Origin of the sequence: Erysipelatoclostridium sp. AM42-17 (assembly GCF_003480255.1) — a bacterium.
In the GTDB taxonomy this organism is placed as follows: domain Bacteria; phylum Bacillota_I; class Bacilli_A; order Erysipelotrichales; family Coprobacillaceae; genus Faecalibacillus.
The window spans coordinates 16870-38151 of the sequence record NZ_QUIN01000025.1; the positions used below are offsets into that span (position 1 = coordinate 16870).

The 21282-nt window shown below is 29.0% G+C and carries 23 protein-coding genes; 21 read left to right on the forward strand and 2 right to left on the reverse strand.

Annotated features, from left to right (window positions below; translation table 11 throughout):
* Positions 1–38: 38 nt before the first annotated feature.
* The 7 genes from DW911_RS09270 (at position 39) to DW911_RS09300 (ending at position 8017) form a co-directional block, all read left to right on the forward strand.
* Complete coding sequence (locus DW911_RS09270) at positions 39–1712, forward strand: bifunctional diguanylate cyclase/phosphodiesterase (protein WP_158568233.1); 1674 nt, start codon at positions 39–41, stop codon at positions 1710–1712.
* A gap of 97 nt (positions 1713–1809) precedes the next feature.
* Positions 1810–2631 (forward strand): Cof-type HAD-IIB family hydrolase, encoded by an 822-nt coding sequence (locus tag DW911_RS09275; RefSeq protein WP_118433746.1) that lies wholly within the window; start codon positions 1810–1812, stop codon positions 2629–2631.
* A 57-nt stretch (positions 2632–2688) separates the two neighbouring features.
* The gene (locus DW911_RS09280; RefSeq protein WP_233541872.1) at positions 2689–3453 is read left to right on the forward strand and encodes an arginase family protein; all 765 of its coding nucleotides are present in this window, start codon (positions 2689–2691) and stop codon (positions 3451–3453) included.
* Positions 3454–3525: 72 nt separating this feature from the next.
* Entirely contained in the window at positions 3526–3861 is a 336-nt protein-coding gene (locus tag DW911_RS09285; RefSeq protein ID WP_118433744.1) for a type II toxin-antitoxin system PemK/MazF family toxin, read from the forward strand.
* Between the two features lie 131 nt (positions 3862–3992).
* Positions 3993–5501 (forward strand): acetyl-CoA hydrolase/transferase C-terminal domain-containing protein, encoded by a 1509-nt coding sequence (locus tag DW911_RS09290; protein WP_118607736.1) that lies wholly within the window; start codon positions 3993–3995, stop codon positions 5499–5501.
* Positions 5502–5513: 12 nt separating this feature from the next.
* A complete protein-coding gene (locus tag DW911_RS09295) occupies positions 5514–6884 on the forward strand; it encodes an aldehyde dehydrogenase family protein (RefSeq protein ID WP_199589180.1) in 1371 nt (456 codons plus the stop codon).
* Positions 6885–6901: 17 nt separating this feature from the next.
* Positions 6902–8017, forward strand: a complete 1116-nt coding sequence (locus tag DW911_RS09300) for a 4-hydroxybutyrate dehydrogenase (RefSeq protein WP_118607740.1) — start codon at positions 6902–6904, stop codon at positions 8015–8017.
* Positions 8018–8048: 31 nt separating this feature from the next.
* On the opposite strand, the gene DW911_RS09305 is transcribed toward DW911_RS09300, so the two are convergent.
* Entirely contained in the window at positions 8049–8444 is a 396-nt protein-coding gene (locus tag DW911_RS09305) for a DUF3783 domain-containing protein (protein ID WP_118433740.1), read from the reverse strand.
* Positions 8445–8523: 79 nt separating this feature from the next.
* On the opposite strand from DW911_RS09305, the gene DW911_RS09310 reads away from it, so the two are divergent.
* From DW911_RS09310 to DW911_RS09355, 10 genes are all read left to right on the forward strand, one after another.
* Entirely contained in the window at positions 8524–9090 is a 567-nt protein-coding gene (locus tag DW911_RS09310; RefSeq protein ID WP_118433738.1) for an NUDIX hydrolase, read from the forward strand.
* A 174-nt stretch (positions 9091–9264) separates the two neighbouring features.
* Complete coding sequence (rpsD, locus tag DW911_RS09315; protein WP_118433736.1) at positions 9265–9870, forward strand: 30S ribosomal protein S4; 606 nt, start codon at positions 9265–9267, stop codon at positions 9868–9870.
* Between the two features lie 124 nt (positions 9871–9994).
* Positions 9995–10702, forward strand: coding sequence for an orotidine-5'-phosphate decarboxylase (gene pyrF, locus DW911_RS09320; RefSeq protein WP_118433734.1), 708 nt, complete (start codon positions 9995–9997; stop codon positions 10700–10702).
* 11 nt (positions 10703–10713) lie between these two features.
* Entirely contained in the window at positions 10714–11352 is a 639-nt protein-coding gene (pyrE, locus tag DW911_RS09325) for an orotate phosphoribosyltransferase (protein ID WP_118433732.1), read from the forward strand.
* 116 nt (positions 11353–11468) lie between these two features.
* Positions 11469–12287, forward strand: a complete 819-nt coding sequence (locus tag DW911_RS09330) for an ABC transporter permease (protein WP_118433730.1) — start codon at positions 11469–11471, stop codon at positions 12285–12287.
* Positions 12288–12296: 9 nt separating this feature from the next.
* Positions 12297–13124 (forward strand): ABC transporter ATP-binding protein, encoded by an 828-nt coding sequence (locus tag DW911_RS09335; protein WP_118433728.1) that lies wholly within the window; start codon positions 12297–12299, stop codon positions 13122–13124.
* Positions 13125–13133: 9 nt separating this feature from the next.
* Positions 13134–13520, forward strand: coding sequence for a glycerol-3-phosphate cytidylyltransferase (gene tagD, locus DW911_RS09340; protein WP_118433726.1), 387 nt, complete (start codon positions 13134–13136; stop codon positions 13518–13520).
* Positions 13521–13538: 18 nt separating this feature from the next.
* The gene (locus tag DW911_RS09345) at positions 13539–15770 is read left to right on the forward strand and encodes a CDP-glycerol:glycerophosphate glycerophosphotransferase (protein ID WP_118433724.1); all 2232 of its coding nucleotides are present in this window, start codon (positions 13539–13541) and stop codon (positions 15768–15770) included.
* 37 nt (positions 15771–15807) lie between these two features.
* Positions 15808–16989, forward strand: a complete 1182-nt coding sequence (locus DW911_RS09350; protein WP_335673711.1) for a CDP-glycerol glycerophosphotransferase family protein — start codon at positions 15808–15810, stop codon at positions 16987–16989.
* A gap of 8 nt (positions 16990–16997) precedes the next feature.
* Positions 16998–18098 carry a CDP-glycerol glycerophosphotransferase family protein gene (locus DW911_RS09355; protein ID WP_118607737.1) on the forward strand — a complete coding sequence of 367 codons (1101 nt, stop codon included), beginning with the start codon at positions 16998–17000 and terminating at the stop codon, positions 18096–18098.
* Positions 18099–18113: 15 nt separating this feature from the next.
* On the opposite strand, the gene DW911_RS09360 is transcribed toward DW911_RS09355, so the two are convergent.
* On the reverse strand, positions 18114–18764 hold the full coding sequence (locus DW911_RS09360) for an HAD family hydrolase (RefSeq protein ID WP_118433720.1): 651 nt from the start codon (positions 18762–18764) through the stop codon (positions 18114–18116).
* Positions 18765–18881: 117 nt separating this feature from the next.
* Here DW911_RS09360 and DW911_RS09365 point away from each other — a divergent pair, with 117 nt between their 5' ends.
* Genes DW911_RS09365 through DW911_RS09380 form a run of 4 tightly spaced genes read left to right on the forward strand, consistent with a single transcriptional unit; the run spans position 18882 to position 21210 of the window.
* A complete protein-coding gene (locus DW911_RS09365) occupies positions 18882–19217 on the forward strand; it encodes a type II toxin-antitoxin system PemK/MazF family toxin (RefSeq protein WP_118433718.1) in 336 nt (111 codons plus the stop codon).
* A 49-nt stretch (positions 19218–19266) separates the two neighbouring features.
* The gene (locus DW911_RS09370) at positions 19267–20160 is read left to right on the forward strand and encodes a DUF975 family protein (RefSeq protein WP_118433716.1); all 894 of its coding nucleotides are present in this window, start codon (positions 19267–19269) and stop codon (positions 20158–20160) included.
* An 11-nt stretch (positions 20161–20171) separates the two neighbouring features.
* Entirely contained in the window at positions 20172–20915 is a 744-nt protein-coding gene (locus DW911_RS09375) for a CPBP family intramembrane glutamic endopeptidase (protein WP_118607738.1), read from the forward strand.
* Between the two features lie 46 nt (positions 20916–20961).
* The gene (locus DW911_RS09380) at positions 20962–21210 is read left to right on the forward strand and encodes a DUF1653 domain-containing protein (protein ID WP_118607739.1); all 249 of its coding nucleotides are present in this window, start codon (positions 20962–20964) and stop codon (positions 21208–21210) included.
* Positions 21211–21282 lie beyond the last annotated feature (72 nt).

The window sequence follows — 21282 nt, forward strand, 5'->3', positions numbered from 1 at the left end:
TCTTTATTATAGAACTTAAAATAAGGAGAGAGTTTAATATGTGTAAATTTGATGTTAATGACTATAAAAATATGATTTGTTTGTTGGATACTTGTATAGATGATTATCTTTATTTGATTGACATCAAAAATGATACATATTTTATATCTCCTCATGCTATGAAAAGGTTTAAAATACCAAGTTATGAATTTTCTAATCCTATTGAAGTTCATAAGCAATTTGTTTTTTATAAAGATTATGATGGTTTGGTCTTAGATTTAAATAAACTGATAAAGAAAGAAAAAGAATTTCACAGTTTAAATTATCGTTGGTTAGATCAAAAGAATCTTCCTATTTGGATAAATTGTCGTGGACGAGCAATTTGTGATGAAGATGGAAATGTGAATTATATTATAGGGTGTGTTAATGAAATTGGTAAATCACAAATGGCTGATAATGCTAGTGGTTTGCTAAGAGAAAATACTCTTAGAAATCTAATTCTTCCTCTTAAGGAAAACTATAGCCAAGGGTTTATTTTACGATTAGGTATTGATCATTTTAAACTAATTAATGAAAAATTCGGTTTAAAATATGGGGATTATATCTTAAAGGAAACAGCTAAATGTTTAAGAAAACATCTAGCTAAGCATCAACATCTTTATAAAGTTGTTGGTGATGAATATATCATTATTGATTTGGAAAGTAGACAAGAAGAAGCGATTTGTCTATTTAATAATATTAGAAATGAAATTTCGCAATTTATTGAATCAATTAACTATAATGTCTATTTTACGATTTCTGCAGGTATTTTGCTTTTTGAAGATTATCCAACTAGCAGTTATAATACAATGATGAAATGGAGTGAGTTTGCTTTAAATAAGGCTAAGAAAGAAGGCAAAAATCGCTATTATGTATATAATGAAGCTGATTACCAAGTTGCATTGAGAAAAACAGAATTAACAAAGATATTACATAAAGCTGTTAAAGATAATTTTGAAGGATTTGAAGTTTATTTCCAACCAATTATTGATGTCAATAAACTTGTTTTTTACAGTATGGAATCATTGTTGCGTTTTCATTGTGATGAATTTGGAACTGTTTCCCCAGGTGAGTTTATTCCTTTGCTTGAAGAAAGTAATCTTATTATTCCGGTTGGCAAATGGGTTTTAGAAAAATCTTTGCAAGCATTGGTTGAGTTAAAAGATTTATGCCCACATATTTTGGTACATGTTAATTTATCTTATGTTCAGGTTTTAAAATCACAGGCATTAGATGATATTATTGACATAATTAATCAATATCAAGTAGAAAAAAATCGACTTGTTATTGAACTTACGGAAAGTGGCTTTGTAAAAAGTGATGAGTATTTTTCTAGGTTTTGTAAAAAAATAAAAGATCGTGGTATACTGCTTGCCATTGATGATTTTGGAACAGGTTATTCTAATTTTCATTATATTTATAAGTTAAATCCAGACTATATTAAAATTGACCGTCAACTCATGAAAAATGCACTTACTAATGAATATGAAAATATATTATTATCTTATATTATTGATATGATTCATGGTGTTGAAGGGAAAATTTGTATCGAGGGAATTGAGAAAAAGGATGAACTTAATCGCATATTAAAAATGAATCCGGATTATATTCAAGGTTTTTATTATTCTCGTCCTTGTTCTCTTGCAAAATTAAAGGAAAAAATAAGACGAAATTTTGTCTTGTTTTGTGAGTAAAAACTTATTCGTAAAGGAATAAGTTTTTTCTATTATAGAAATCTTAATATTTGTAAAAATATCTATGTTATAATTCGTTAACGAGTGGAGGAAAAATATGGAATATAAGTTGATAGCCTTTGATATGGATGGTACTTTGTTAAATTCAAATAAAAAAATTTCAAAAAGAACATTAGAAGCAATTGATGATGCAGTTTCTAAAGGAAAAATTGTTATTTTAAATACAGGTCGTAATCCGGCAGAATTACAAGAGTTTTATGATGTTTTACCTAAAGTACGCTATTTAAATTGTGTTTCTGGAGGTTTGGTTTATGACCGCTATGAAGATGAAATTATTTTTAGTCAATGTATGGATATTGACACAATTAAACAATTATTTGAGATTACATCTTTAGAAGATACTTTTATACATATTCTTACAAAGAAATCAATTGTTCAAAAGGATAAAGTTCCTCGAATGGATCATTATTTGATGGGAGTTTATCAAGAAATGTATGAACGTGTAACTGATAAATACGACGATTTAAAGAAAACTTATTTTGAAAAACCATTTCCAGTAAATAAGTTTAATGTTTATCATACTGATAGTAAGGCAAGACAACGCACTATTGAACGAATCACTAAGCAAAATTTACCTGTTGAACTTGCTAAAGCAGAAGAAAGCTCATTAGAAATAACAAGTAAAGGTATTCATAAGGGAATAGGTCTAAAAAAATTATGTGAGCATTTAAATATTCCTCTACAACAAACTGTTGTTGTTGGCGATGCACATAATGATGTAGAAGCATTAAAAGTTGCTGGAAAGGCTATTGTGATGGCTAATGCCAGTGATGAAATAAAGAAATATGCAGATGAAATTGTAAGTGATTGTGATCATGATGGTTGCGTCGAAGTTATCTATCAATATCTATTAGGATAAAAAAGAGATTTCAAAATCGGAAATCTCTTTTTATAATATATAAGGGGAGTTGATAAGATGTTAAAAATTGATTACCAAAAAAAACTAACAATTATGGATTTTACTGGTATTTACGAAAATGAAAATTTTTATAAACATGATGATTTGAATTGGGTTGATTGTAGAAATATTGAAGGTGTTTATGGTTATTGTAGTCAAGAAGCTAAAAGGAAAATTAAAGAATGTATAAGGGATTATGGACCTTTTGGTATTCATTTTATTGATTCTGGTAATTTTCATTATATAAGTGAATTATGGATTAATAAAATTAAACAAGATTTTGTTTTGGTTGTATTTGATCATCATAGTGACATGGTTAAACCATTGTTTAGTGATATTTTAAGTTGTGGGTCGTGGATTATGGATAGTTTGAAATATCGTCAACATTTAAAGAAAGTCATTTTAATTGGCATTGATCCATCCCAAGTTAAGCTCATTGATAGGGAATATTTAGATAAAATCTATTATTTAGTTGATGATGATTTAGAAAACCGTGATGTTTGGAATGATATCGATAGACTTTTAAGAAAATATCCAACTTATGTATCTATAGACAAAGATGTTTTAAGTAAACAAGTGATTCATACAGACTGGGATCAAGGAAAAATGAGAGGGATTGAATTAAAAATGATTCTTTATTATTTGTTTGTTAATAGTCAAATAATAGGTATTGATATTTGTGGTGAGTGTGCAAATGAAATTAATCATTTAAAAGAAATTAAAACAGATGATCATCTAAATCAGTCTATCCTTTCATTTTTAAAAAAAGAAATGAAAAGATAAAAGATCTACTCAATTAGACAAATTCTATCTTTGATAATTCATATAATGTTATTGCGGAAAGGATATGAAAATATGAATGTAAAAAGAGGAGAATTATATTATGCTGATTTAAGTGATGGCGTAGGAAGTGAACAGTCTGGAATTAGACCTGTTATTATCATCCAAAATGATTATGGAAATCGTTATAGTACAACGACAATTGTTTCACCTTTGACATCGTCTAAAAAAAAGCGGATGCCAACGCATATACTTATTCATTCTCGTGATGAATTGAAAGGTAACTCTATTGCTTTGTTAGAACAAATGCGAACAATTGATAAAGTGAGACTGATAAAAAAAATAGGTGAATTAACACCGGAAGAAATGAAGAAAATAAATAAATGTATTAAAATTAGTTTAAACGTTTGAATACATAATTAAGGAGATGAACTCATCTCCTTTTAATTATATATAAATTGTATATTCATTATATCAATTAGACATTTTTTATTCATGCACAAAAGTTTTATACTATACAGTGTTAAAGGAATCAAGCATGCATGATAGCCATTAACGATGGAGGAATTAAAGTGAACAACGAGCGAATCCGTGACAAAAGATATTTAGATAAAGTTATGTCACCAAGTGATGCCGTTAAGTTTATTAAGCCTAATATGACTCTAGGAGTCAGTGGGTTTACCATTGCTGGTTATCCAAAAGTTATCGCAAAAGAATTAGGAAAACGTGCTGATGCCGGCGAAAAATTAGACTTAACAGTTTATTCGAGAGCATCATTAGGTGAAGAGTTTGATGGCGAATTGGCACGTAAGGGTGTTTTAAAAGCAAGAATGCCATATCAGACAAATAAAGATTTACGTAATCAAATTAATAAAGGTGCTATTTCTTATTATGATGTGCCATTAGGTCAAATGCCTTTATGGGTAAAAAACAATTATTTAAATCATATTGATGTTGCTATTATTGAAGCAACGGCAATTGACGAAAATGGTAATATTATTCCAACCACATCTGTAGGGGCTTCTAATACATATGTTCAATATGCTGATAAAATTATTATTGAAGTAAATACATATGTTCCAGCGAGTATGGAAGGTGTACATGATATTTATTCACCGGAAAAGGTGCCTAATACTAAACCTATAAACATCGTAAAAGTTGATGATCGTATTGGAACAACTTATATACCATGTGATTTTAATAAAGTTGTTGCAGTTGTATATAGTGATATTCCTGATAATGGTAGAAAAGTGGCACCAGTTGATGATGAATTTAAAATGATGGCATCAAATCTTATTGATTTTTTACATGAAGAAGTTAAAAAGAATAGATTACCAAATCCATTACCACCACTTCAAGCAGGTGTAGGAAGTGTATCTAATGCAGTTTTAAAAGGACTGAAAGATTCTGATTTTGAAAATTTAACAGTTTATTCGGAAGTGTTACAAGATTCAATTTTTGATTTGATAGATGCTGGTAAAGTTAAATGTGCATCTGGTACATCACTTACCATTTCAAAAGAACATCGCGATGAATTTTTTAAGAATTTCAATCGTTATAAAGACAAAATTATATTAAGACCACAAGAAATCAGTAATCATCCAGAAGTAATTAGACGACTAGGAGTCATAGCCATTAACACTGTTATTGAAGCCGACCTTTATGGTAATACAAATTCGTCATATATTGACGCATCAAGATTAATGAACGGTGTAGGTGGTTCAGGTGATTATTGTGAAAATGCTGGATTATCAATCTTTATTACTAAATCTACAGCAAAAAATGGATTACTTTCTTGTATTGTTCCTCAAGTGAGTCATGTTGATCATACTATTCATGAAATTCATGTGTTAATAACTGAACAAGGTGTGGCTGATTTAAGAGGATTAGATCCAATTGAACGTGCAATGACAATAATTGATCATTGTGCTCATCCAAAGTTTAAAAAATCATTATATGAATATTTACAAACTGCCATGATTACAAGTGAATATCACGAAAATCCGGTTAATTTAAAGGCAGCATTTGATTTTAAGAAGTATAGAAAATAGGGGGAAATAAAAATGGAAGATGTAAACAAAATGATAGATGAAATGGTAGCAAAAGCAAAAAAGGCACAAGTAGAATTTGAATCATTTAGCCAAGAACAAACTGATGCTATCGTTAAAGAAATTGGTAAGTATGTTTATGATCATGCTGAAGTTTTAGCAAAAAGAACAGTAGAAGAAAGTAAAATGGGAGTTTATGAAGACAAGGTTGCTAAATGTAAAGGTAAATCTAAATGTATTTGGAATAGTTTGAAAGATAAAAAATCTGTTGGAATTATTGATAAAGATGAAGAAAATGGTATTTATCGTGTTGCTAAAGCAAAAGGTCTTGTTGCTGCTGTTACTCCTGTAACTAATCCGGTTGTTACACCAATGTGTAATGCGATGTTTGCTTTAAAAGGTCAAAATGCAATTATTATTGCTCCTCATCCAAGAGCAGAAAAACTTAATAAAGATTTAATTGATGCTTTCCGTCAAATTTTGAAAAATCATCATGCTCCTGAAGATTTGATCCAAACAATTGAAAAATCATCGATTGATGCAACTAATGATCTCATTAAAAAAGTAGATGTCGTTGTAGCTACAGGCGGTGCTGGTATGGTTAAATCAGCATATTCAAGTGGTAAACCTGCATTAGGTGTTGGACCAGGGAATGTACAAACTATACTAGATCGTGACATTGATTTTGAAGATGCTGTAGAAAAAATTATTGTAGGTCGTACATTTGATAATGGTATTATTTGTTCAGGTGAACAAAGTGTTATGATTCCAAAAGAAAAATATGATGAAGTCATTGAATTATTTAAAAAACATGGTGTTTTCTATGTAGAAGATAGTGAAACTGCAAAGAAATTTGCTGATACAATCTTCCCTAATAATGGACCAATTAATCGTCAAGTTGTTGGACAAAGTGTACAAACTATTGCTAAGTTAGCAAATGTGGAAGTACCAGAAGGAACACGTATGATTTTGATTAAAGCACGTCATTTAGATAAATCTGAACCATTAACTCGTGAAAAAATGTGTCCAGTTATGATTAGTGCTCCATATGATACATTTGAAGATGCTGTTGCTCAAGCTCAAGGAGATTTAAATATTGAAGGTAAAGGACATACCGCATCACTACATAGTCATAATTTACAACATATTGAATATGCTGGTGAACATTTAACTGTAAGTAGATTAATTATTAATCAATCTTCTTCAACCGGTGCTGGAGGAAGCTTATATAATGGATTTGCTCCAACTACTACACTTGGATGTGGTTCTTGGGGAAATAACAGTATTTCTGAAAACTTAAATTATACACATCTTATTAATGTTTCACAAATCGGTTTCTATAATAAAGATAAAAAAATCCCAACTGATGAAGAGATTTGGGCATAGTGAAAGAAGGAAATTATATGCAACAAATTATATTTGAACCGGAACTTTATAAATTTAAGACAGTACACGAATTTCTTGAAGAATTTAAATTAACTGAAGATGATTTGATTCTAACAAACCAATATATCTATGAGCCATTCTTTAAAAAGGAAAATTGTCCAGCTCAGACAATTTTCCAGGAAAAGTTTGGAACAAGTGAACCTACTGATGTGATGGTTGATGCAATTTTAAAAGAGGCTTCAAAAAAACCATACAATCGAGTTATTGCCATTGGTGGAGGAAGTGTTATTGATATTGCTAAAGTAATGGCTGTATCAAATGGAGAAAATGTAGATGAATTATATGATCATAAAGATCAACTAGAAAAGCAACATTTCTTAATTATTATCCCTACTACTTGTGGTACTGGTAGTGAAGTGACTAATATCTCAATTATTAATCGTACTAGATTAGGAGTAAAAATGGGCTTAACTTCACCAAATTTATTTGCGGATCAAGCAATACTTATTCCAGAATTGCTTACTACTTTACCTTTTAAAGTATTTGCAACAATTTCAATTGACGCTTTAGTACATGCAGTTGAATCAAGTCTTTCTCCAAAGGCTACAGAATATACTAAATTATTTGGTTATAAAGCAATTGAAATGATTATTAAAGGATATCAAAAGATCATTGCCGAAGGAAAAGAAATATTACCAGAATTAATGGATGATTTTTTAACGGCAAGTAATTTTGCAGGGCTCGCTTTTGGTACAGCAGGATGTGCTGCTGTACATGCACTAAGCTATCCTCTAGGAGGAACATATCATGTTCCTCATGGTGAAAGTAACTACGCAATGTTTACGGGTGTTTTGAAAAATTATAAAGAAATTAAGAGTGATGGTGAGTTAGATAAGATGGAAAAATATCTTTCAAACTTATTAGGTTGCGAACAAAATCATGTTTATGATGCTTTGGAATATTTGCTAAATCATATTCTTCCTAAAAAACCATTACATGAATATGGAGTAACAAAAGAAGATTTAGATACATTTACTGATAGTGTTCTACAAACTCAAGGAAGGTTAATGGCTAATAATTTTGTTCCACTTGATCGAGCTAGAGTTTACAAAATTTATAGTGAGTTGTACTAATAATAAAACCCATTGGTTAATCCAATGGGTTTTATAACATACTGATATCTTTATTCATTCCTGTTAAATGCATATACTCATTTTTTACATTATTAAGTAATTGTAAAAATGACCACTCAATATTTGTTTCTGTAACAATGGCTTTTAAAGGAATAAAGGGAATGTTGGCTTTTTGGAATATTTGTAATAAAACGTCAACTTGTTTATCGTCAAATCCAGAAAGAACCATCATTTCATCTTGAGGAACTTCTTTGATTTTATCAGTCGATCTTTTATAATCACTGTTTCCTAAAAGATAGCCAACTGGATTCATTAAATCTTTTGTTTTAACGATAACAACTTTTACATCCAGTTTTTTTAAAATAGAAATCATTGCTTTACCAGGTTCGGTTTTGTCTATGTTATATAATAATACAGTCTCTTCCATAATATCTCCTCGCTGATAACTAGATTATCACATTTAACTTCTTCTAGCAACTGTGATACACTTGATAGTGGTGATGAAAATGAAAGAATTATTGGATATTGTTGATGAATTAGGAAATCCTACCGGTAAAGTTGTTGAAAGAGAAATAGCACATCAAAAAGGGATTAGACATCGTACATCTCATGTATGGTTAGTAAGAAAAAGAAATAATAAGGTACAAGTTCTATTACAAAAAAGAAGTCATAATAAGGATTCATTTCCTGATTGTTATGATATTTCTAGTGCTGGACATATTCCTGCGGGACAAGATTATGCTGAATCAGCGTTAAGAGAACTTTATGAAGAACTGGGATATCGAGCAAAATCAGAAGATTTAATTTATTGTGGAAAAAGAAGTTTTCGTCTAGATGAAAATTTTCATCATCGAGAATTTCATGATTTTCAAGTATCAGCAATTTATATGATATGGTTGGATTTACAAGAAACAGATTTTAGATTACAAAAAGAAGAAGTATCAAGCGTAAAGTGGCTAGATCTAGATGAATGTATGCAAGCAGTAAAAAATAATACAATCAAACATTGTATTTATCTTGATGAACTCGAGATAATTTATAAAAAAATCATTGACATTCATACTGCAAAATAGTATTATTTTATGGCAATAAATGATAGCAGCACATAGAGTTTTAAGTTATGCGTTAATATCATCATGATTGTAGAGTACCTAGCTGCAATGGGAAATACTTAATATTGACACATTTTAAATGATCTATGAATGTTATTGTTTTATGCAAATAAAACAATACGGAGGAAAGAAAGAATGGCTCGTTATACAGGACCACAATGGAAATTATCACGTCGTTTAGGATTCTCTACTTTAGAAAATGGTAAAGAATTAAACAGAAGAGCATATGCTCCAGGTGAACACGGACAAAAAAGAAAAAAACAAACTGAATATGGATTACAATTAGCTGAAAAACAAAAAGTAAGACATATGTATGGAGTTAATGAAAAACAATTCCATAACACATTTAAACAAGCTGGTAACATGGAAGGTATCACTGGTTATAACTTCTTATGTTTATTAGAAAGAAGATTAGACAATGTTGTTTACAGATTAGGTTTTGCGCCAACTAGAAGAGCTGCAAGACAATTAGTAAACCATGGACATTTCTTAGTAAATGGTGTTAAAACTGATATCCCATCATTCAGAGTTAATATTGGTGATGTTATTTCAGTTAAAGAAAAATCATTAAACTTAGCTGTAATTAAATCTAGTTTAGAAAACAAAGTTGCAACTCCTGCATTCGTAGAAGTTGATGAAAACAAATTAACTGGTAAATTAACTCGTTTACCTGAAAGATCTGAATTAAACCAAGAAGTTAATGAAGCATTAATTGTTGAATACTACAACAGAATGGGATAATTTGATTATTCTTTCAAACTCTTCACTTATGTGGAGAGTTTTTTTTGCGAAGAGATAGTTTTTTGTAGAACCTGTTATCTAATTTTGATATAATAGATAAGAAAGAAAAATAAGGAGGTCTTTTATGTCGGATAGTAAAGTGTGTATAGCTTTAGACTTTAAAACTAAAGCAGATGTTGAAAACTTTTTAAAACAATTTGAAGGTGAAAAATTGTATGTAAAAGTAGGAATGGAATTGTTTTATGGACAAGGAATTGAAATGGTAGAAATGATCAAAAAGATGGGACATAAAATCTTTTTAGATTTAAAATTACATGATATTCCAAATACAGTAAAAAGCGCAATGCGTCAATTAGCGAAACTTGATGTAGACATGATCAATGTTCATGCTTCAGGTGGTGTCGAAATGATGAAAGCAGCTATTGAAGGTTTAGAAGAAGGTAAAGTTGGCGATAAAAGACCACTATGTATTGCTGTTACATGCCTTACATCTTTAGACCAAGATGTTTTAGATAATCAACTTTTAATCCATGAGCCATTAGATCAAGTTGTTTTAAAATGGGCTAGCAATGCTAAAGAAGCGGGGTTAGATGGTGTGGTTTGCTCACCATTAGAGTCAAAAATTATTCACGATCATTTAGGAGAAGATTTTTTAACAGTAACACCAGGTATTCGCTTAGCTACAGATAATGTTAATGATCAAAAACGTGTAACAACTCCTGCTATGGCAAGAGAATTAACTTCTAGTTATATTGTTGTAGGACGTACTATTACAGGTTCAAATAATCCTGTAGAAACATACAAAAAGGTATATCAAGATTTTCAAGGTTAAGGAGAAATAAAATGGAAGAAAACAAATTAATTGCTAAAGATTTACTAGATATTAAGGCAGTCTTTTTAAGACCAAATGAACCATTTACATGGGCAAGTGGTATTAAGTCACCAATCTATTGTGATAACCGTTTAACTTTATCTTATCCTCGTGTAAGAAAAGATATTGAACAAGGATTAGCTGATTTAATCAAAGAAAAGTTTCCAAATGCAGAATGTTTAATGGGTACAGCAACAGCTGGTATTGCTCATGCTGCATTAGTCGCTGATATTTTAGACTTACCAATGGGTTATGTACGTGGTGGTGCTAAATCTCATGGACGTAATAATCGTATTGAAGGTGAAGTTAAAGAAGGAATGAAAGTTGTTGTTATTGAAGACTTAATTTCTACTGGTGGTTCTTCTCTTGAATGTGTTCAAGCTTTAAGAGATGCTGGATGTGAAGTTGTTGGGCTTGTTGCCATTTTCACTTATGGTTTAGAAAAAGCAACTGTTAATTTCGAAAATGCTAACTGTCAATATGCAACTCTTACTAACTATGATACGTTAATTGAAGTTGCTAAAGCGCATGATTATATTAAAGAAGCAGATATGGAAAAATTAAAAGCTTGGAAAGTTGATCCAAGTGATGAATCTTGGATGAATAAATAGTTTTTATAAGACCTGAATGTTGATACCACAACTGGAGGGTTTTTTCTTTTTATTTATATTGTATTTTTTATGTGGTATAATTATAATGCTATGTAGAAGTTTTTTGGAGGATACATATGATAAAAAGTATTAAATATGTTTTAAAAGAAAATTTCTCAAATCTATATCGTATTTATTGTATTTCAAAATATGAATTATTATCAGATATGAGAGATTCAAGATTGGGTGTTTTTTGGAATTTTGCGAATCCAGCAATTCAGATAATTACATATTATTTTGTTTTTGGTTTAATAATGAATAGAAAGGCTGTAGGAAAGATTCCTTTTATTCAATGGATGTTATGTGGAATGGTTGTATGGTTCTTTATAAGTCCTTGTATAACAAATGGAGCTAATGCGATTTATTCTAAACGTAATGTTATTACAAAAATGAAATTTCCAGTTTCGGTTTTACCTGCAACAGTAGTTGGAAAAGAATTATTTAATCATTTTTGTTTAATGTTGATACTGGTTACTTTTTTACTAACCCAAGGAATTATGCCTTCACTTTATTGGCTTGAATTGATATATTATCTTTTTGCTACAATTTGTTTAACAGTTTCACTTGCAATGATTACTTCGGTGTTAAATATGTTAGCACGTGATACGAGAAAGCTTATTCTTGCTTGTATGCGTTTATTACTCTATTTAACACCTATCTTATGGCCGATTTCTCGTTTACACAAATTTGGATGGCAAATGGCTGTAAGATATATTATGAAGGCAAATCCAATTTACTACATTGTCTGTGGCTATAGAGATTGTTTCTTGTACCATCATGGTATTTTATTTTACTGGAAACAGATGTTATTTTTCTGGGTATTTGTGATAGTTATTTTCGCTATAGGTAGTGCTATGATGTATAAATTCAAACATAAATTTATTGATATGATTTAGGTGATAACGATGAAAGATTATGCAATTAAATTTGAACATGTTTCAAAAATATATAAATTAAAGAAAAAAAATGACGGAAAATCTAAAAGTGCTATCACGCAAAGATTTTATGCATTAAAAGATATCTCATTTGAAATACCCAAAGGAGAAGTTGTAGGAATATTAGGAACAAATGGATCCGGAAAATCAACATTATCCTTAATTTTAGCAGGGATTAGTCAAATTGATGAAGGTATAATGGATATTAATGGTGAACAAGCATTAATAGCAATTAATACCGGATTAGACATGCAATTAACAGGTTTAGAAAATATTAATGTAAAAGGGGCACTTTTAGGGCTTTCTAAAAAACGCATTCAAGAGATTACAGACGGTGTTATTGAATTTGCAGAATTAGGGGACTTCTTATATCAGCCTGTGAAAAAATATTCAAGCGGGATGAAATCAAGATTAGGATTTTCTATCTCCTTATATTTAAATCCTGATATTATTATTGTTGATGAAGCCTTATCGGTTGGAGATAAAGGATTTGCTCAAAAATGTTTGGATAAAATGAATGAATTAAAAGATGAAGGTAAAACCATTATTTTCATTTCCCATTCATTACCTCAAGTGCGTGGCTTTTGTAAAAAAGCAATGTGGATAGAAGGTGGAAAATTAAAAAGGTATGGTGATGTTCAAGAAGTTTGTGATGAATATGCAGAGTATGTTGATTTTTATAACGGATTGACAAAGAAAGAAAAAGCAAAAATGCGAGATGAGAAATTTGCTCAGCGTATTGTCGAACATCCACAAATTGGTTTTTGGGAAAAACTATTAGATAAATTAAAAAGGTAGGAGATTAAAATGAAAAAAGTAATAACTTATGGTACATTTGATTTATTTCATGTTGGACACCTTAATATTATCAAGAGAGCTAAAGCATTAGGGGATTATTTAATTGTTGCAGTAAGTAGCGATGCTTTTAATGCTCAAAAAGGAAAGAAAGCTTATCATAGCGATAAGGATCGTAAAGCTATTCTAGAAGCGATTCGTTATGTTGATGAAGTGATTTATGAAGAATCATGGGATCAAAAGATTAGAGATGTTCAAGAACATGATGTTGATGTTTTTGTTATGGGTGATGATTGGAAAGGTAAATTTGATTTTCTAAAGGATTATTGTGAAGTTGTCTATTTACCTAGAACAGAAGGTATTTCAACAACAAAAATTAAAGCTGATTTAAAAGATTAATATCGAGGAGGGGTAAATGTGAAATTAAGTATCATTGTTCCATATGATGGTTATCCTCATTATTTAGTTGATTGTTTAGCAAGTATTGATGAACAAAAGATAGATGATTATGAAACATTATTATTAGTTAATGAAAATCATGAGGAAATAAATGAGTTAATTGAACAATATAAAAATAAAATTCATTTAAATGTTATTGTTTGTGGTGAGGTATCATCAGTAGCAACAAAACGTAATATTGGCTTAAATGAAGCAAAAGGGGAATATATTTATTTTTTAGATTGTGATGATTATTTATTAAAAGATTCACTTTCTCTATTAATTGATGAAGCAAAGGAAAATAATGAAGATTTAATTTTAGGTCAAAGAAGAATAACATGGTTTAAAAAACAAGTTTTTGAAACTATGGGTGATGAAAAAAATGATGAACTGGATTTAAAAGATAAAGATCATGATCGCCATGAAAAATTTATAGAAAAAGATTATAGTCAATGCGATCAGCCAATTCATCAAAGGATGATTGATGAATTAATAAGAGGAAAAAAAGGGTTTAAAAATGTATCTGTTTTAAATATATTAATTAAAAGGAATTTAATTGATCAACATCATTTACGTTTTAATGAAGATTTTAAATATTATTGTGATTTTCCTTTTGTAATACAACTTGTACAGTATGCACAAAGTTTTTTTAAGATTAATCAAACAACGTATATTAAAAGAAAACATAATGATCCGGTTAATGCACCAGCATTATCACAAATTAAAGACCCTGAACATAAATTTGATGAATTTATTGATGTATATCGTTATTCTATTCATTTAGTTGATTACCAAAGTCCTTTACGTTATTATATTGATTCTAAAATTGTTAAGTATTATAGTAATTACTTTGCTAAGAAAATAAGACGTAGTTTAGATGATAAGTGGCGTGAAGAACGTTTTGAAACGATGGCGTCATTATTGGATGAAGTAAGAGATGACTTATTAAAAAATATTTCTCGTTATCAACGAAAAATGGTTAAATTGGCAAGAAAACGTGATTTAAAAACAACAAAAGTAGTCATTGCTCGTCATTTGGCCAAAAGAAAAGCAAAAATGGTTCTAAAAAACAAGAATGAACTTAATAAGTATTTATACCGTCATAAATATATTAATGAACCAATAGAAGAAAACTGGATTATGTTTGAAACTTTTATGGGAAAAAGTTATGCAGATTCTCCGAAATATATTTATGAATATTTAGCTAAAAATTATCCAGGAAAATATCAGTTTATATGGGTATTAAATGATAAAAATACAAAGTTGCCTTATGAAGGCATTGTTGTAAAAAGATTTACTAAGAAATATGCTTATTATTTGGCTAAATCTAAATATTTTGTTTTTAATATTCGTCAACCGTTATGGTTTAGAAAACGAGAAGGTCAAGTGTTTTTAGAAACATGGCATGGAACACCATTAAAAAGACTTGCTTTTGATCAAGAAGAGGTAACTGCAGCTTCACCAACATACAAAGCTCAATTTTATCGTCAAAAACAAGAATGGGATTATCTTATTGCAGCTAATCATTTTTCAAGCGAAATTTTTAAAAGTTGCTTCATGTACGATGGCAATATGCTGGAAATTGGCTACCCTCGTAATGATTTATTGTATAATCCTAATAAAGATGAAATTGCCAGAAAGTTAAAAGAAAAATTAAAAATACCAACACATAAAAAAACGATTCTGTATGCTCCTACTTGGAGAGATGATGAATATTATGGAAAAGGTCAGTATAAATTTAAATTAAAACTAGATTTAGAAATGATGAAAGAAAAACTAGGTGATGAGTATGTAGTGTTATTAAGAACACATCATTATATTGCAGATGCTTTAGATATAACTGGTTTAGAAGATTTTGCTTTTAATTTAAGTAAGTATGATGATATTACAGAAATTTATTTAATTTCGGATATTTGTATTACTGACTATTCTAGCGTGTTCTTTGATTATGCAAATTTAAAACGACCAATGTTATTTTATACTTATGATCTAGACAAATATAGAGATGTTTTAAGAGGTTTTTATATTGATATGGAAAAAGAATTACCTGGTCCTTTATTGTTTACTACAGAGGCAGTCATTGATGCTCTTATGAATATTGATGATTTATCTGCTAAGTATGCACATCGATATCAATTATTTTATGATAAATTCTGCTCAATTGATGATGGTAATGCATCAAAAAGAGCGGTTGAGGCAGTATTTAAATAAGGGGAATGACCCCTTATTTTTTAAAAGGAGGATTTTTATGATAAGGTTCGTTAAAAATTTTTTAGGAAAAGCAATTAAAATATGTTATCGACTTGTGTATCGTTTTGTACCATCAAATTCTAAAACTGTTTTATTTATTGCATTTCATGGAAGAGGATATTCAGATAATCCTAAAGCGATTTATGAATATATGAAAAGCCAACCAGAATTTCAAGATTATCATTTTATTTGGGCTATAAAAAACCATCGTAAAAAGAATATAAAGATATCAGGTGCTCAAATCATAGAATATTTTTCAATACCTTATTTTTATTATTTGGCACGCAGTCATTATTGGGTTGTCAATTGTAAATTACCAGGATATGTTTTAAAAAAGCCAAACCAAGTTTATTTGCAAACATGGCATGGCACACCACTTAAAAAACTAGCATATGATATAGAAGTACCTAAGGGGACAACCTTTTATCGTAGCGGTATGAGTGAAGAAAGTATGCATGAGACATATGCACAAGATGTAAAAAAATATAATTATATGATTTCACCAAGTCGTTTTACAACAGAAGTATTTCAAAGCGCTTTTAGGATTAATAAAGAGCGTCTTATTGAAACGGGTTATCCTAGAAATGATATTTTGTCATTATATAGCCAAGAAGATATTATTAAAATAAAAAAAGAATTAGACATACCTTTAGATAAAAAGGTGATTTTGTATGCACCAACATGGAGAGATAATAGTTTTGTCGCTAAGGGGTATACATTTAAATTAGAAGTTAATTTTGATCAATGGAAAAAAATCTTAGGGAACGATTATGTTGTTATTTTTAAACCACATTATTTAATTGTAAATGATTTTGATATGAGTAAATATAAAGGTTTTGTCTATCCAATCGAGCCAAGTCAAGATATTAGTAGTCTTTATTTGATCTCGGATATTTTAATTACTGATTATTCTAGTGTATTCTTTGATTATGCTATTTTAAAACGACCAATATATTTTTATATGTATGACATAGAACAATATCGAGATCAACTAAGAGGATTTTATTTAGATATTTATCATGATTTACCTGGAGAAATTTTAGATAATGAAGATGATTTGCTTACAAAAATTGTAGAACAAGATTATGATTATCATAAACTAGAATCTTTTAATCAAAGATTTAATAATCATGAAGATGGATATGCATCTAAGCGTGTTGTAGATATCGTATTTAAGTAGGTGATGTCATGAAAATAAAAAAGATTGTTTTAAATATTATATTAGGATTTATTAACATCTTTGTAAAATTTAAAAAGATTAATCCTCGTCAAGTTGCTTTTGTTTCACTTGAAGCTCATTATTTGGATTCGGATTTGAAACTTATTTATGATGAATTAAAAAAAGATCCAACGATACAAATAAAAAAAGTGTTAATAAACTATGATAAAAAAACGCTTATTAACAACTTTCTTTATATGCTTAATTGTATAAAACAAATTTATATTATTAACACCTCTCAAGTTGTATTAATTCGAGATAACAATTATGTTATTTCAAAATTTAAAAGACCAGGCGTGATTGTTATTCAAGTATGGCATGCTTGTGGTGCGATAAAAAAATTTGGCAATGTCATCAAAAGAGAGTACCTTATTAATAATTATGATTATGTTATTGCAAATAGTGATTATTGGAAAGAACCTTACAGTCAGGCATTTCATGTTAATAAAAGTCATGTTCTCACAACTGGTATTCCAAGAGTTGATCATTTGTTTGATCAACATTATCTTGAAAAAACAAGAAAGAAACTATTTGAACAATATCCTCAGTTGATTAATAAAAAAATAGTTCTTTATGCACCAACGTTTAGAGGCAATATTTATCAAGGATTTAGAAGTATTGACTTTGATGGCAAGAAACTGTTGGAACAATTACCCGATGATTATATATTACTATATAAATTTCATCCATTATTAAAAATCAATCATATCTACTATGATGATAAGAGAATTTTCAATATGAATGAAGAAGATACGCATGATTTATTTACTATTGCTGATTTTTTGGTTTCTGATTTTTCATCAATTATTTTTGATTTTTCTATATTAGAAAAACCAATGTATTTTTATGTTCCAGATTTAAATGAATATTTAGATTCTTTAGGATGTTTCGTGGATTATCAAACAATGCCAGGACCTATTTGTTTTGAATTAGAAGAATTAGCTCGTGCCATTTTAAATCATGAAAGTGGAAATATTGTAGAATTTAAAAACAAATTTTTTAAATATCAAGATGGTCAAAATACAAAAAGAGTTGTTCAATTGATAAAAGAATATGTAAAGGACGTGTAAAATACACGTCCTTTGTTACTTAATACTTTCTAAATAAGGTATCACATCGTCTAAAGAATTAACAATTAAAGTTGTTTTTTTCTTAAATTCGGGTTCGGGATATTTCATATCAGGAACACAGATAACTTTTATATTTCCGCTATATGCAGCTTGAATACCCGCTTCACTATCTTCTAGTACTATGGCTTGTTGAGAATCTACATTTAGCTTTTGACAAGCTGTGAGAAATATTTCGGGATGAGGTTTTCCATGAGTAACTTCATCACCACAAATGATATCATCGAAGAATTGATAAATACCAGCGTTATTTAAAATTTTATCAACTCGATTACGAGCACTGCTTGTTGCTACAATGGTTTTATAATTATGTTCTTTTAAATAATGAAGTAATTCAGTAAGTCCTTTTTTAATAGGTACTTCTTGTTCTAGTCTTTCATCAATAGCAACATGGACATCATCCCATACCTCTTTCATTGGAAAATCTTGACCAAAATTGTCATAAAATACTTGGCAGATTCCTTGCTTGTTTTTTCCTAAACATTGACGATACGTAGGTTCATTAAATGAATATCCAAGTTGTGATAGTTTTTTTACATATTCTTCATAAGTGACTCTTTCGCTATCGATCATTAAACCATCCATATCGAATATTACGGCTTTAATCATTATATCAACTCCTTTAACGCTATTATCATAACATAAGCTTTGAAGTATTGAAGTTGTTTTCAATTCTTGAAAGAATAATCTTTAAATTTATACATAAGTTATTTTAGGAGGGTAAATATGATTAATAGGGGAGATATTTATTACGCTGATCTTTCGCCTGTGATGGGAAGTGAGCAAGGAGGAGTAAGACCGGTACTTGTTTTACAAAATAATAAAGGAAATAAATATTCGACAACAGTGATTATTGCACCAATTTCATCTAAACTAACAAAAAATCCTATTCCTACTCATGTTATTATTCAATGTGATTCACTTGAAAAAAAATCAGTGATTTTATTAGAACAAATCCGAACTATTGATAAAATCAGATTTCAAGAGAAATTAGGTACTTTGAGTGATTATTTTATGCGTAAAGTGAATGACGCAATTAAAACAAGTTTGGATTTGAAATAGTTTCCAATAAGTTAGATATTTGTTATAATGTCTACATTGGAGGAATATTATGAATATTTTAGATATTAAAGCTAAAGCTGAAGATGCTTTATCACGTCAAAAAAATTATATAAATGTTCTTATTTTTATGGGAATATTTCATATAGTTATTACAACATTATGTTCATTATTTACTGGAACAATTGGAACGGTAGTAAGTCTTATTTTATGGATTGTATTTTTGCCTTTTGAACATGGATACATAGTGTCATCTTTAAAATTAGTCAACAATTATGATGATCAATTGGATGTTCAAAAGGATGGACTTGTTAGCTTTTATCGTTTTAAAGAATTATTTTCAACTTATTTTATTTATAATTTTTTACTTGTAGTTATTGAAATTATTATTGTGATTTTTTTATTGCTTATTGGATTAGTTATTATTCCAAAAAGTCAAATATTAGATTTGAAAGATGCTTTTTCACAAATGTTAACAATGTTACCTTATGCTAATGGTGTTTCTTCTATGACATCACAAGTTTCTATGAATATTGATGGATTAGCTTCTATTGCTTCATATTTGGTTTTAATTGGATTTGTTCTTTTGGTAGTTACTATTTACTATGTTACTGCATTTAGTTTAACACCTTATATTTTAGAAAAATATAAATTAACAGGTTTTGTAGCGATGAAGGAATCTTATCGATTAATGAAAAATAATAAATGGACATTAATCAAATTATATTTATCATTTATTGGGTGGCTTTTGGTATCAGTAATTTTTGTCAACATTATTTCTATACTATTATCAATATTTCCTTTAGGTATCATAACAACTTTAATAACAAATATTATTAGTGTTTTTATTGCAGTTCATTTGGTAGATGCTAAATTATATACTTGTTTAGCAGTCTTTTATGAAGAAATTGACTATGCTGATAAGAATGTAGGTAATCAAGAATAAAGGGGTTTTATATGGATAATCAATTTGCTGGACAACTTAATGGTAAACAAAAAGCTTGGGGTTTTATTGTTTTATTACCTTTGTATTTTTATGTAATTCCTGCAGTTGTTAATTTTGTTATATATATGTTGGTTAAATATGGTGTTTTACCTGTTGATCAAAATATGCTTGGTGTTTATTTGAATCTTTTTTCGGGTTTATTGTCATTGATTTGTGCCTATGTTATTTTCAAAGATTTTATTAAAGATAATTTTATAAAGTTTAAGGAGCATTTGTTCGAAAATGTTGCCTGGTCCATGACATTTGGGATTGCTAGTGTTTATATATTTTCAATTATTGCTAATATCATTATTAATTTATTGATAGATACATCATCACACAGTGCAGCAAATCAAACGTTATTTGAAACTTACTTAGGTAGTAGTATGTTATGGATGATAGTACAATCGGTAATTATTGCACCTATGTTAGAGGAATTTATATTTAGGGGTCTTATATTTAGAACTTTAAGGAAATATAATAAAGTGTTTGCACATATTGTCTCGTCATTTGTTTTTGGATTTATTCATATATATACTGGATTGTTTGCAGGCGATTTGAGCCAATTAGCTTACTTATTTTCATATGGATTGATGGGATTTGCATTTTCTTTAGCGTATGAAAAAAAAGGAACAATTTTTGTTCCTATAACAATTCATATGTTAAATAATTTTATAGCAGTTGCTATTATAGTATTTCAAAGTATATTTCATTAGTCTAAATCAATTGATTTAGACTTTTTTGATACGAGGAGAAATAAGAATGAGAAAAATTAAAAAAAATCAAGTATCTCGTCATTTTAAAGGTAAATTCTATTTTGTGGAAGATATAGCCTATGATAGTGAAACGATGAAGCAAGTTGTGGTTTATCGTCAATTATATGATGATAAACAACTCTTTGTAAGAAGTCTTGAAATGTTTTTATCACCAGTTGATCATGATAAATATCCTCATGCTCAACAAAAATATCGATTTGAGGAATATGATTTTGATAACAAAAAACAAGCTTAATTAGCTTGCTTTTTGTTTGGAGTATTTAAAATAATCTGATATTTTAGTTTTAAACAAAAATAGTATTGGTAG